The sequence below is a fragment of the Arsenophonus nasoniae DSM 15247 genome (genome assembly GCF_000429565.1).
Taxonomy (GTDB): Bacteria; Pseudomonadota; Gammaproteobacteria; order Enterobacterales; family Enterobacteriaceae; genus Arsenophonus; species Arsenophonus nasoniae.
Map to the genome: position 1 here is coordinate 1 of NZ_AUCC01000039.1, position 13,265 is coordinate 13,265.

General features: G+C 30.7%; 16 protein-coding genes and 1 pseudogene. 8 read left to right on the top strand and 9 right to left on the bottom strand.

Translation table 11 applies throughout. From position 1 onward, the window contains the following. Positions 1-108, bottom strand: a pseudogene (locus tag G468_RS24700) (Arm DNA-binding domain-containing protein); the annotation flags it as partial. A gap of 572 nt (positions 109-680) precedes the next feature. Here G468_RS24700 and G468_RS0109920 point away from each other — a divergent pair. Continuing rightward, a complete protein-coding gene (locus G468_RS0109920) occupies positions 681-929 on the top strand; it encodes a hypothetical protein (protein WP_026822994.1) in 249 nt (82 codons plus the stop codon). Between the two features lie 479 nt (positions 930-1,408). Here the strand turns inward: G468_RS0109920 and G468_RS24705 are convergent, their stop codons facing one another. Then, entirely contained in the window at positions 1,409-1,660 is a 252-nt protein-coding gene (locus tag G468_RS24705; protein ID WP_246067280.1) for a hypothetical protein, read from the bottom strand. Positions 1,661-1,739: 79 nt separating this feature from the next. Beyond that, positions 1,740-2,225: an LLM class flavin-dependent oxidoreductase gene (locus tag G468_RS24710; RefSeq protein WP_246067281.1), complete on the bottom strand. Its 486-nt coding sequence runs from the start codon at positions 2,223-2,225 to the stop codon at positions 1,740-1,742. A gap of 306 nt (positions 2,226-2,531) precedes the next feature. On the opposite strand from G468_RS24710, the gene G468_RS0109930 reads away from it, so the two are divergent. The 3 genes from G468_RS0109930 to G468_RS0109940 all read left to right on the top strand — a co-directional run bounded on the left by G468_RS0109930 (position 2,532) and on the right by G468_RS0109940 (position 5,050). Beyond that, positions 2,532-2,768, top strand: coding sequence for a hypothetical protein (locus tag G468_RS0109930; protein WP_026822995.1), 237 nt, complete (start codon positions 2,532-2,534; stop codon positions 2,766-2,768). A 522-nt stretch (positions 2,769-3,290) separates the two neighbouring features. Further along, positions 3,291-4,127 carry a hypothetical protein gene (locus G468_RS0109935; protein WP_026822996.1) on the top strand — a complete coding sequence of 279 codons (837 nt, stop codon included), beginning with the start codon at positions 3,291-3,293 and terminating at the stop codon, positions 4,125-4,127. Between the two features lie 248 nt (positions 4,128-4,375). After that, positions 4,376-5,050 (top strand): PipA/GogA/GtgA family type III secretion system effector, encoded by a 675-nt coding sequence (locus tag G468_RS0109940; RefSeq protein ID WP_026822997.1) that lies wholly within the window; start codon positions 4,376-4,378, stop codon positions 5,048-5,050. Between the two features lie 152 nt (positions 5,051-5,202). On the opposite strand, the gene G468_RS0109945 is transcribed toward G468_RS0109940, so the two are convergent. Continuing rightward, entirely contained in the window at positions 5,203-5,829 is a 627-nt protein-coding gene (locus tag G468_RS0109945) for a beta/gamma crystallin domain-containing protein (RefSeq protein WP_026822998.1), read from the bottom strand. Between the two features lie 357 nt (positions 5,830-6,186). Between G468_RS0109945 and G468_RS0109950 the strand changes: the two genes are divergently transcribed. The 3 genes from G468_RS0109950 (at position 6,187) to G468_RS0109960 (ending at position 8,125) form a co-directional block, all read left to right on the top strand. Then, entirely contained in the window at positions 6,187-6,423 is a 237-nt protein-coding gene (locus G468_RS0109950) for a putative hemolysin (RefSeq protein ID WP_026822999.1), read from the top strand. Between the two features lie 286 nt (positions 6,424-6,709). Next, positions 6,710-7,195 carry a hypothetical protein gene (locus G468_RS0109955; RefSeq protein WP_026823000.1) on the top strand — a complete coding sequence of 162 codons (486 nt, stop codon included), beginning with the start codon at positions 6,710-6,712 and terminating at the stop codon, positions 7,193-7,195. Between the two features lie 648 nt (positions 7,196-7,843). Next, entirely contained in the window at positions 7,844-8,125 is a 282-nt protein-coding gene (locus tag G468_RS0109960) for a hypothetical protein (protein WP_026823001.1), read from the top strand. Between the two features lie 143 nt (positions 8,126-8,268). On the opposite strand, the gene G468_RS0109965 is transcribed toward G468_RS0109960, so the two are convergent. Both G468_RS0109965 and G468_RS0109970 read right to left on the bottom strand, forming a co-directional pair. After that, entirely contained in the window at positions 8,269-8,499 is a 231-nt protein-coding gene (locus tag G468_RS0109965) for a sulfurtransferase TusA family protein (RefSeq protein WP_026823002.1), read from the bottom strand. A 12-nt stretch (positions 8,500-8,511) separates the two neighbouring features. Further along, positions 8,512-9,555 (bottom strand): YeeE/YedE family protein, encoded by a 1,044-nt coding sequence (locus G468_RS0109970; RefSeq protein WP_051297036.1) that lies wholly within the window; start codon positions 9,553-9,555, stop codon positions 8,512-8,514. Between the two features lie 328 nt (positions 9,556-9,883). Between G468_RS0109970 and G468_RS0109975 the strand changes: the two genes are divergently transcribed. Next, entirely contained in the window at positions 9,884-10,804 is a 921-nt protein-coding gene (locus G468_RS0109975; RefSeq protein ID WP_026823004.1) for a LysR family transcriptional regulator, read from the top strand. A 51-nt stretch (positions 10,805-10,855) separates the two neighbouring features. Here G468_RS0109975 and G468_RS0109980 read toward each other — a convergent pair whose 3' ends face one another. The 3 genes from G468_RS0109980 to sugE all read right to left on the bottom strand — a co-directional run bounded on the left by G468_RS0109980 (position 10,856) and on the right by sugE (position 13,021). After that, entirely contained in the window at positions 10,856-11,455 is a 600-nt protein-coding gene (locus tag G468_RS0109980) for an FMN-dependent NADH-azoreductase (RefSeq protein ID WP_026823005.1), read from the bottom strand. A 238-nt stretch (positions 11,456-11,693) separates the two neighbouring features. Continuing rightward, positions 11,694-12,206, bottom strand: coding sequence for an Hsp20 family protein (locus G468_RS20450; protein WP_071846875.1), 513 nt, complete (start codon positions 12,204-12,206; stop codon positions 11,694-11,696). 500 nt (positions 12,207-12,706) lie between these two features. Further along, the gene (sugE, locus tag G468_RS0109990) at positions 12,707-13,021 is read right to left on the bottom strand and encodes a quaternary ammonium compound efflux SMR transporter SugE (protein ID WP_026823006.1); all 315 of its coding nucleotides are present in this window, start codon (positions 13,019-13,021) and stop codon (positions 12,707-12,709) included. Between the last annotated feature and the right edge of the window lie 244 nt (positions 13,022-13,265).

The window sequence follows — 13,265 nt, forward strand, 5'->3', positions numbered from 1 at the left end:
ACCTTTTGGTGTTACGCGAACTGATAAACCCTCTCTGTCTGATTTAGTCACCATTTTAGCTTGTGGCTTACCATTTACCGCTCTTAACCATGAATCACTTACCGCCATCTTTTTTCTCCTTGCGTCTTTTTTATATAATATTTTATGTACACCAATATGTACATAAATTTGATGACACAAGGAATATAATAGGTGACTGAAAACAGCTATTCTATGCTGAGATAAGAAATAAAAATGATATAAAACAGTTTATTATCTATAAAATATCTCCTATCGATGACGGTTAACGGCTATTACTGACATTTTAACTCTATTTATTAACAAAATAAATTATATTTATCATAATTTTTTTCAAAAATTAACTTATAAAATAACTTTTAATAAATATAGAATATAATAATAATAAAAGATTTATATAATTAAAAAATTATGGAATCAATATCATATTGATTGGCATTACGATGTAATAACATTACAAAATCAAACTGAGTAAATGGATTATTTTTTATGTTAACAAATTCAAACTATACAAAAAAAACTAACAAGAAACATAATATATAAATGTGATATTGGTAATAAAAAAGAGTTACTGTTCAATAAAGGTAGATACAAAACAACCTATTTAGCCAAAATAAAATTTTTATAAAACCCTATGCATAATATATCTAAGGAGAATTACAATGAAGTTAATTGAAATATGTGAACAAGAGACAAAGCAGGTTAATTACTTTGATGTCGAATTAGTTGTTAATGCAGATATTAATTATTTGGCTACTGACCTAGATGGTTTTATTTATGGATATATCTTTAAACCAGTAATAGATGATAAGCATAATACCTGGCAGCCGTCACAAGAATATACTCCGCATCCTATAGCAAGAATTACTTTAGATAGTAAAAACTGGAAAGATACACTTGTCAATGTTTAAATAATATTTTGCTGGTAGCATTAATCATATCTATGATGTGCTCCAGCATTTATTAAAAACAATTTAAAGCTAAAAAGTAAAATACGCAGTTATTAATTAAAGATATATAAAATTTAGAATTAAAAATTTATTAATTTTTTGATACAAATGATATCAGTTTTAGATAAAAAATTTTTCCATTACAAATCAAAAAGTTCTCTTAAGCCACATTTTTCTAAATGTAGCAGTACTTAATCTCTAAAATAAGAAAATTCATCGCGATAATTAACAAATGTTAAAGCTGTACCTGATAAACTTGGATTGTAGAGTTGTTCTATTCCATTAACAATGTCATTCGGTGTCCCGACCAAAGGATAACCCCCATGATCGGTTGGAAATTTAGAACGATACAAATTAAATTCTTCTATTAAAACAACTTTCGAATTGTTTGCTAATAATTTAATAATATGATCTACCGCTTCCCAATCTGTATTTTGCTGTTAATAATAATGAAGATACTCTTCTGCTTCTTTATACGTTGGCCGACAAACAACATAAGAATCAAGATATAAAATTAAACGGTTTTTTTCTCTTTTGTAATTTTTCTTGCTTTTGTATTGATATAATATCTTGTCAAATTGATTTAAATCTAGTGTTAACATAAATAAATAATTTACCTTTCGAATAGCAAAATCTTTACCAAAGGTAGCACCTGCCCTATTAAAAATAGGAATATTCTTTTGTAATGGCAATGGAACGCTATATACTTTTTAAATTTAAAAAATTTCCTATTTCAAGCAAAAGCGGTTTCGGTTCGCCATAATTTTTTTATTATATCAAGCCATTCTTGAACATGTTGATAACAATCTTGATGACTAAAAATAACTCTCCGCCTAATGCTTCATATTCCTGTCTATTCCAGCCACATACCATATTTAACCCAACATGACCAACACTTATATGATCCATCGTCGCTAACTGCTTTGCGAGAATAACAGGATTATGCAAAGAAGTATGGATAGTGGAAATCACCCCGATTCGCCGCGTAGCAGCTAATAATGTAGAAGGCCAACTTACTGATTCTAAAACATTACTATGAAAATGCGTTTCTCCATCATATCCCATCCAGCGACTTAATGTTAATAAATATTCAAGCCCGGCCTCATCAGCAAGTGGGGCTATTTTAAGATTATTTTCCCAGGAATTTAGCCAACTTTCTTTTACTGTTGTCATGGCTAGGCCACCAGAGCAATTAATAGAAAAAAGACCCAATTTAAATTTATTATTATTAAACATAGGGTTAGTGTTATTCTGCATAAAAAATCCTTTTTAATAAGAAAGATATATTAATATTTAGTGTTTTTGATAAAATATTCGTAAAAATTCAAATCAAATATATCTTATATAATTTCTTTATGCTAAAAATGATATAATCTACTAAATAATTTTAACATTATAGTAAATTTGTTATTTCGAAACTAATTATTGCTCATTTTGCTTTATTTTATTCCAATCATCAAATCAAAAATTATTATTTTATTTACAGGATAATTATATTATTACTTTAGTTAAAAATGATCTACTATTAAATATCGTTTTCTATAACAATGAACAGGATAAATTATGAAACAGTTACTTGTAAAATTTACTATCTTTTCTTTTATTATATTTATCTCGAACACAATTGAAGCTCAAGTTGATATTAAACATTGGATAAATAAAGAAAATGGTTTACCCTGTTCGGTTGATATCGATTTTACTAAATGCTACTTATCTGAAAATAATAAAACAATTCTAGTCAAAAGCGCTAATTCCGATGAAAATAGTATTGAACAGTACTGGGAGGAGACTATACAATAAAACTATTTTATCTAAAATTACTCGTTTGAAGGATATAAAGAAGTTTATTTCCTTATATCCTAATTATCAGGCAAATATATATAATGAAATTTTATTACATTTGCTGATAAAAACACTAGAAAATAAAAATCGATATATTTTATATGAAGTAGTAATATTATTAATATCCATGACTTAATCACATACTATTTTATTTATAAATTGTCAAAATTAAGTGTTATTAAATTATTTTGTTAGTCACAGTAAATAAAATCTATTTCATCTTTTCCTACTTAATTATCAAATCACTTTTTAATGCTTAAATGGAAAAATAGATAAATCAGACGGAAACATTTAATAATAGTTATTACGCAAACGAGAAATTTGTCGATTACATAATCTATTTTACCGCTAGTAATAAATTATACCAACAGCATAAGTCACAAAGCTAATCCTACTTTTACCAAGAGATCTGTTACTACAGCATTGTACTATCCCCTCTACAGAGTAAACCATAAATGACATACTGACACAGGAGAAATAATGGACAGACTAAATTCATTTAACATAGTTAAAAATAACCCAGCAACATCGAAAGATCCCGATGAGCAAACCCATATTCTACCTAAGTACTTTGTATCAGAAGAAAAACCTATTATTGAAAGTTCGACTGATAATCGAATAGATAGACAAGTAAAAAAAGATATTTCAACCGGAAATTACAACCAAGAAAATATTAGAATATTATTTCAATCACCGGACGATCTTAATGGTACCTTACGCAACACATCACTCTACCCTGAACAGGCGAAAAACAATGGTTGGCAAAGACAAGAAGCGATTGCTAAAAATGAAATTCGTATTGTCGCCACAAAAATGGAAAAATTTTCCCCAACAACAGCGTCTATATTATATAGAGGATTATCTATACCCAGCGCCGAATTTCAAAAAATACAAGATACTGGTTACCTACAAAATTATGCATTTGCTTTTTTTTCTTCAAATAGAAATATTGCACAATACTTCGCTATGCAAAGTGGTAGCCAAAACGATAAGAAAATTATATTTCAATTAACAATCGCTAATAAAGCTGGCGAAGAACTACAATTTCGCATTGGTAAGGTTAATTTTGCTGCTTATACTCTTATTGTTCAAGACAAAAATAATAAATTTAACAAAAAAGACTTTAATGGGTTAAAAGAAATTATCGCACTACCTGGTAACTATTTTAAGGTTATTGAACCACCGATAAAATCTAAAAATAATTTTTTTAACAAGTTAAGGCAAAAATTAACTAAAAATAATATAACCATAATTTATATCCAGCATATAGGATATGATACTAAGCCCATAAAAGAAGTACACTCTTGTTATATTTAATTAATTGACAAAAAATTATTTCAGTAAAGTACATCCAATAAATTTTCGATCACTTTATAGTTTATTAAACAAACAGAGAGCTTTGAAAATAAACTCTCTGTTTATTGATTATTGCGCGTTATATTTTTATTTATAAACCCTACGCAACTATAATAAAAATTGAAATTTATTAGCAAAAAAAAATAATCTTAATAGAATTAGAATAATGAGAAATAATCATAATTGACGTTAGAGAGTTAATTTTAAATATGTTACCAATTGATTTTAATAATAAAATATCCTATTCTCCACTCTATACTCAAGCATCTAATAATAACGATGAAGATTTAGCTGATAAATATCCCGATTTAAAAATACAATCAACGGATCCCTCCCCAGCAAGAAAATCGCATGACAAGATTGCGACCAATAGCGATAAACTACATCCATCGGAGCAGGTCATATCACTATTTTTATCAAATAAAAAAATTGAATCAGAATCCGATGAAAACCAATACCAGTTATGTCACAAAGAACTATCCACTATCATGACCTCAGCCTATGAAAAAAGTCTAACTTTTCGGCGATTATTTAATTATGCTTATGATACCAATCTTTGCGATGGTGACAAATGGTATCTATCAACTCAAGATGCCTTTAGCACCACTGTCACTGCAGAAGAGATAAAAGCGGAAAATGGTAAAAAAATTATATCCCTTACTACTGATCCTGCAAATTGTTCGCAATTTAATGAGGATTACCAACAAGAAAATGGTAATTATGCTCTGTTTAGTTTGATCCGCGCATTTATGCATGAAATCGTTCATGCGTTAACAATGCTTCCTGACGAGGATAATAATCATGCCAGAGGTGCAGTTGTAGAATATACCAATATTATTCTTAAAGAAATGGGCAATAAAGAACCTGCCAGGTTTAAGTATTAATATAATGCAGGTTAACATTAATAAATTTTAATATATCTTTATGTTAGCTTTTTTCGCTTTGAGAAATTAAATTTAATCTGACAGATATTATATAACCAATTAATATTTCTGTCAGATCAAAATAATTTCATTTATCGTGAGAAAAAATCACATTAATTGTTATTAATATTTAGTTGAAATCTATTTCTTTCCGCTTTTTGAAATGACAGAATTGGTGGAAAATTTTGATTACATGTCATTATCTCAATTTCACTAGTCGACATATTATATTTAAAACTTACTTGCCCACGAATAGCTGGTCTATTCTGGTTACTAATAATAGAAATATTAGCATTATACAAATTGCCATCTTGTGGAAAGGTACCAATACATTCATAATCTGTATTTGCTTTAATATATATTGGATTACATACAAAAGAAATATTAAATACAAGCTGATAAAATATATTATTGTTACCTGTATTATTGTTAAGTTGTATCGCTAATATATCGGTATACTTAGGAAATACGGTAAATCTTGATAAGCCTGCTATCTCTGATAGATCTGGTGTATCGTATTGCCAAGTTTTTGTTATGTTACCAGGGGCGTTATTAGCTGCATAATCCTTCCATCCTTGAACTTGTGAAAGTCTACCAACTCTGACAGAATTAAATTTATCATTCAGTTCTGTAGAAAGGCGATACTCTTGATTAGATTCTCTATATAAAAAACCATCACCAGTATAATTTTTTCCTTTATAAAAAATAACACCTGTTGAAAATAATTGATTATTATTCATAAATATCCTTTTATTTTATAATGTTGATTAAGTTTATTTAATAATATACAAAAATTTAAAGTCATATACAGCAATATAAAAATTTAATGTAAATTTTATATTATATTTCGTGTAGTGATGCGCAAGTTACTTTTAATAAAAAAACAAAACTTTATCTAAAATTAATTTATTTTTCAATTAAATAAAAATAATTTATAAGAAAAACAATTAACACAAATATAAAATTGATTCTTTAATCTAGCGATTTAAATTATTTTTACCATAAAAAATATCAATATATTTTATATTTAAAAATAATAAAATAATTTATATACTATAATTAGTCTGTTTGTTCACTACCTGGTTGAGAAAAAATCTATGAAAAAGATGCTATTACTAATAACCTATGTTTATGTTGTCGGATGTACTAGTCAAACAGAATCATTGCCCCCCACTAAAACCATCGGCATGGCAAATCCTGCCTCAGTTTATTGTATTAAAAAAGGGGGAAAAATTAACATTGTCAAGACAACTAAAGGCGAAGTCGGTTATTGCCACCTCGCTAACGGTGTTAGTATCGAAGAGTGGACACTATATCATCAAGATCATCAATAAGTTATTGTTCCTTATATAGCAATTGCTACTGACTAAACTTTTTTCATATGCAACTTGCTATCGTAAAGCTAAAAATCAGATTATTACAAATATGATTGTATCTTTTAGAAAAATAATACTGTCATCCAAAATGTATCGATAAAAAACACTTTTTTATAATAGTTGTAGTTACTTTATTAATGACACTACTGCGTAGAAATCAGCTTAAGTTAAAAAAATGTTATTGAAAGGTTAAAATAAGCATCTATTATTAATATCGTTACATAACTATTAATTGAGGTGACTAATGAAATCATTTACAAAACTCGTTGCTATCGCTTCTGTATTAACATTTGGTTATATGTCAGCTATGGCTAGCCCAATAGGCGGTTTAGGTCTCCCTATCTCTGGCTTAGATAAAGTTTTAGAAACATCAGAAAATGTGGCTAATACTGGTGCTGATGCTGTAAATACAGCTACTAATACTGGTGCTGATTTTGTCAATAAAGCCACTGATACTGGTGCTGATTTTGTCAATAAAGCTACTGATACTGGCGCTGATGTTGTGAATAAAGCCGCTGATACTGGCGCTGATTTTGTGAAGAAAGCTACTGATACTGGTGCTGATGTTGTGAATAAAGCCGCTGATACTGGCGCTGATGTTATTAAGACAGGTGTAGAGACTGCCAAGACCGCTATAGGAGCGGCTACAAGTACCGCTTCAACAGTAACTGATCATGCAGAAATAACAGAAGAGTTAGAAAAAGCAGATGTTGCAAAAGGCTTATTGTAAGGCATAATCTTGCAATACAAATAAAGCGTTTAATTAATTAATACCTCTTCATTAAAATTAATAAAGAGGTATTTTTTTCAATAATAATTAATAAAAGCAAAAATAAATATTAATGATCTCAATTTGATGCAACAGATCATTGTTAAAGCATAATTACTTTTTTGTTATTAATAGTTTTTGGATTAAAATCATAAAGTACTTAGCCTGTTATCATACTTAACCCACTGCTCATAAATTATATAAGTATCTTAAAATTACAATCTACTAGTAAAATAAATCTCATTTTAGATTAATTAGAAAACGCTGCTTAACTTTATATAGTTATAATTAATATACAAATACTTATGTTTAACTATCTAATTTTTAAATGAAAAAAACAAATAATATCATGATTAAATTAGATGAAAATATAATTCAACCAAGCAATGCAAATACTCTTAATTCAACACAAAATTATTAGAAGATAATTTTTACAGTGAGATATTTTACATTTTTATTGTCGGTACAGCAAAATAAGCCGATATAATAGCAATCAAGCTATAAAATATTATTATTAAAAAATCACTTAGATAATTCATTGCAATGGTCAAATATTGACCTATTATTTAATAATAATTATCATTCTTATTAAATGAGGAGAAAACCGTAATGAAACTATTATCTAAATTATTTATTTTCATAATTCTGCTTGGCACCAGTGCTATCTCAATGAGCACAGTGTCAATATCCAGCCAAATTACCGATGTAGAGCCAACAGAAGAGCAGAGTAACGCGACTGAAAGTTCAAATCCAATATCACCAACAACTGCTGTTCCTGATTGCAGCCTGCCCCATAATAAAAAATGTTATCCCAGCTCCAATGCGACAGACTCTGTCTCAATAAAGGGGACAATTAAGCGGGTTACTATAAACCGAAATCCCCAAAATTGAGTGTAGGGAAATCCATGCCAGGGAAGGAGTTCGTTCGTTCCTAGGCGGATTGTTAATCAATAGCATGACTTAACTTACTAAGCTTTCTATCTTGCCAACCTGAAGTTTGTATTGAATACCCCTATTCATTCAATCGAATTAACTTATTTACCTTTTTTAATGCTAATTTGCCATTGGGCGTTGCCAGTTTGTTGAAAATCAATCACTTCATGACCTGACTTAGCAGCCCACTTCGGAATATTTTCTGTCGCTTGGGCACAATCGTATTTAATAATTAAAATATCACCGTTTATCATTAACTCTATCGCTTTTTGCACTTGAATCAATGGATATGGGCATAACTTTCCCCTGGTATCTAATTGAATTTCACTCATATGTGATAACCTCTATGATTTTATTTGCCATGGACGGATGATAGTAAAATAGCTAGTGAGCCAACTACCAAAAATAATACAAGGAATAAACACCCAACCTTGCCATGCAAACCAAGCGGTATTAACCAATGTATTACCTAACATGCAGCCACCCGCCAAACCGCTACCCATGCCCATTAATAAACCACCAATAAAATTTTTTACCATTGTGGCCAAACCTGGATTTCTAAATCTGAACTCTTGACTTCCCTTTGCGGCAATAAACGAACCCAACAAAATCCCGATTAATAAATAGCCGGCCCAGTCAAAAAATTTTAAATTCCCGTGAATCAACAATGAAAATAATTGCGCGCTGGGTCCGCTAATACCAAGCCCGCCAATCCGACCAGCAGATAAACTTGCCGGCCAGGCTAATAACGCAATGATTCCTACTAACATTGCCGTAATAAATGGATGCCAACGCGCTTCAAATAATAGATGGCTAATTCCTGTCTTTTTTGCTGTTATTTTTGCTGCATTGATAGGTTTCCACTGTTTGATATGTCTAATGGTTAAATAGATTGTTAGTGATATTAAAATAAGCATAATAACATAGGGTGATACATGAAAAGTTTGCGTAATTGTTCCGCTATCTAATATCTGGGAAGTAATCGGTGAAAAAAAAGATTTACTGACCGGTAAACGGACAAACCAACTGGCTAGGATAAAGCCAATAACAGCAATGATACTGCCAACTAAACCTTCAGCTGTTCGATAATAGGCGCCCGTAGAACAAGATCCGGCTAATGCCATGCCACTACCAAATAGAATGCCACCAACAATGGTTGCTAACCATAAAAATTTGGCATAAGGGAGTATGACTAATCCTAGACTTTGCAAGCCAAATAACCCAAAACTCTGAATAGAAATAACGATTAAAATAGCAATTATCATTTCACCATCACGAAATAAATAGAAATCTCTTAATCCGCCGGCTAAACAAAAACGCCCTCGTTGCATAATAAAACCAAGCAATCCACCTAATACTAAACCCGATATATGAGATAAACTTATCATTAATATCATTCCTAAAATTAAAATAACATTTTATAAAATCGAACTTTTTGAATTCTTGATAAAAAGCACAGTTTTAAATATAGTCTAGTTGTTGGGGATTACTTTTTATTAGCTAAAATAAATTGTTAAATCAAAGGATTAGTTTTTTATTTCTGTTTAAATATATTTAACACTATTTACCACAATATTTAATTCAAATTAAGCATAATAAAAATCTTATCCTGCTTTAAGCATCATTAAATTTACTAAATCTTATTTTATTTCTAACAATTAATGTTTCTGTCTATTATTTATAAAGATAATTTTATGTTTGAATGGCAATAATCCAATGAAAAGTGTACTAAATAGTCTTCCGGTATTTGTTGCTGCTGCTGAAGCTAACAGCTTCTCTCAAACAGCAGAAAAATTACATTTAACGCGCTCATCGGTAGCAAAAAAAATTGCTCAATTAGAAGCAAGACTGGGTATTACCCTATTTCATAGGACAACCCGCACACAAAGTTTAACTGAGGAAGGAACACTATATTATGAATATTGTCGACGTGCTCTCGATGAGATAGAAAAGATAGAAGACATCCTCAATAGCGGTAAGCTTGAAACTTGTGGCAAATTTAGACTCTCCATGCCGGTTTTATTTGGTCATTTATGTATCGCTCCACTACTCATTTCTTTAATAAAACAGTACCCCAAACTAGAACTAGAAATGTCATTTAACGATCGTATTATTGATCTTATCGAAGAAGGAATTGATTTATCAATTTATATTGGCACACTGCCTGATAGCAGTAATCTTGTCGCTAGAAAAATTGGCAAACACCGTATGACAATTTGCGCTTCTCCCTCATATCTTGCTCAGATGGGTGAACCACAAACAATTATAGAATTGGCGCAACATTTCGCTGTCGCTTATAGCCATTCAAATCGAATACAAAAATGGCGACTCAAAGACGATAACGGTGGTATATACGAATTCAGACCGAAAACAAGATTAATGATGGATGATATGCAAGCAATAAAAGACGCGATTATTTCAGATGCAGGTATTGCCTGGCTCCCTGATTGGTTAGTTAGAAAAGAACTGATCGATGGGCGTCTGAAAGAAATTATGCCTCGTGCAGGCGAAATAACTTTTTCTATTTATGCGGTATGGCCAAAAACGCCTTACCTTTCGCGTAAAGTTCGGCTCATTGTTGATACTCTAGTTAATGATTTACCCGCTTATATGGAAAAAATAGCGGCGCCAAACTGAGTAGATTTGTACTTACTCGTATTTTACATGCCAGTAAGTACATCATCATACTTAGGCTATAAGACTAGCCATTTTTGCATTAGCATTAGCAATTCCCTGTTCTTTTCCATGCGGTTTCATATCCATCCCTTCGGCATAAATAAACTCCACATCAGTGATACCAATCAATCCTAAAACCGATTTCAGATAAGGTGTTACTGCATCCGTCGGTTGTCCCAAATGAATACCACCGCGAGAACTGACAACAACTGCACGCACACCTTCAACTAATCCCATCGGATAAGTTTCAGTATATTTAAATGTAACACCTGCACGAGTAACAAGATCAAACCAATTTTTCAGTTGGGTTGGCACATTCAAATTATACATGGGTGCTCCGATAACAACCATGTCACTCCCTTTTAATTCAGCTATCAATTTATCTGATAGGGCGACAGCGTTAAAGGCTTTTTCACTGAAATTAGTCGCTCCTCGCATCGAATTAAACAGTTCATTATCCAATACCGGAAGATTAAGCGTGGCTAAGTCACGGATTGTAACTTCATCTTGTAATCCTTTTAATTGTCTTTTCGTCAGAAAAGTATCAATCAAGGAATTTGTTTGAGAATTATTTCCCATGATGCTGGATTTTAAAACAAGAATTTTATTCATAATATACTTCCTACTAAACTTTTATTTTATTATTTCAGCGCTGAATTTTTCATTACAAGCTTGTAACTTACAATACATTAGATTTTACTACTAAAAAAAATTGTTAGTGTTGAAAGAAAGAATTTATATTGATTCCAATAATGCAACAATTAAAAAAATAAAAGCCTCAACATAATATTAGCGAGGCTTTTATTTGTTCCAGCTTAAGTTAATTAAGTAATGTGTAATTTTAAGCAAATTATTTAGCTGTTTTTGTTTTTTTAGGCACTGAAGGTTTTTTTGTTGCTTTTAATTTTTTAGGCTCATTTTTCTTAGCTTTTTTAATCGCAATTTTTTTTACCTTCTCATCTTTTGGGATCTCATATTCAAGAAGAATTTTAAGTAAGCCATCACATAATTCAGCACTTTGAATTTTAGCATTTTTACCTAACGAATATTGGGCAGAGAACGATCTATGAGAAATACCTTGATGCAGCCATTCGCCTTTTTTTGGTGTTTCTTCTTTATGATCACCAACAACAAACAATTGTCCATTAGAAAACGAAACATCTAATTCATTTTCAGTGAAACCTGGCACACTGATTATTAGTTCATAATGTCTATCATCAATTTTCTTTAAATTATAGGATTCACTTGGCAATGCTAGTGGCTTAACACCCGTTAAGTGACTAAATAACTTATCTATCTTATCAAATCTGTCAGAATACAAATCATTTGTTAAAGCTGGAAATAAACTTAATGGACGAATCATAATAGACCTCCTAATATAACTTAATTAAGCGTGGAGAACGTTGTTCTCTATTATTCTTATAGGAGTTACTGCGGATTTTTCCACTTATTTATTACAATTTAAATCCACTGGTAAATAAAAACACAGAATAAACAGTTAGTTATTCAGTAGGGTTTTATTCACTAGTTTTTAATTTAATATCATCATCAATCAAAGATTCAATTAAGAAATTAGCAATTAATCCTGACGCTAACAAAATTTGGTTGCCACAAATTACAAAAAATCCACTTGCTTTTTTTCCAGAGGAAACACAGCGTTTATTGCCCTTCTTTTCAGTGATCCTAAAATAGAATAAATTTATCTGTGCTGATGAAGCTCATTTTTTATTTAAAAAAAAATGAAATATTGACCACAACTAATGAAATTTAGCACTAAATAATAGGGGCATAAATAAATATCCACGCCCCTTATCAATCCGCCATAACAAAATAGAAATTTATCTATAATGAATAGCTTAAAATTTAATTTGCCAGTTTTAAACCAATTATCCCAGCAAAAATTAGTCCCAGGCTTAATAAGCGGAATAAACTTGCCGATTCACCAAGAAAAATAATCCCAATTGTCGCCGTGCCAAGCGCTCCAATACCTGTCCAAATAGCATATGCCGTACCGGCAGGCAGCGTTTTCATTGCATAAGCTAATAACCCTATACTAAACAACATGGCTACTAAAGTGATAATACTGGGGGTTAATCGGGTAAATCCTTGGGTATATTTCAATCCTATTGCCCAAACAATTTCAAGTAAACCGGCTATCAATAAAACTAACCAGGCCATCATTCCTCCTAATCACTCGGGGTCGTCCCCAATAAAATGCTATTTCTCAGGTCGTCCTGAGCAACAGATGAAACTGAAAAAATTATAACCAGGCAGTATTATAACTTCAACATTATGTATGATTACTTAATTGCCATTGAAGATTAGTTTATTTAATTAAAATTTGATGTTCTATTTCTGTTACTATTTTCTGCAAAGGTGTCATAAATCTTAGCCAACTTGCTTAGTTTTGTCGCATTCTGGA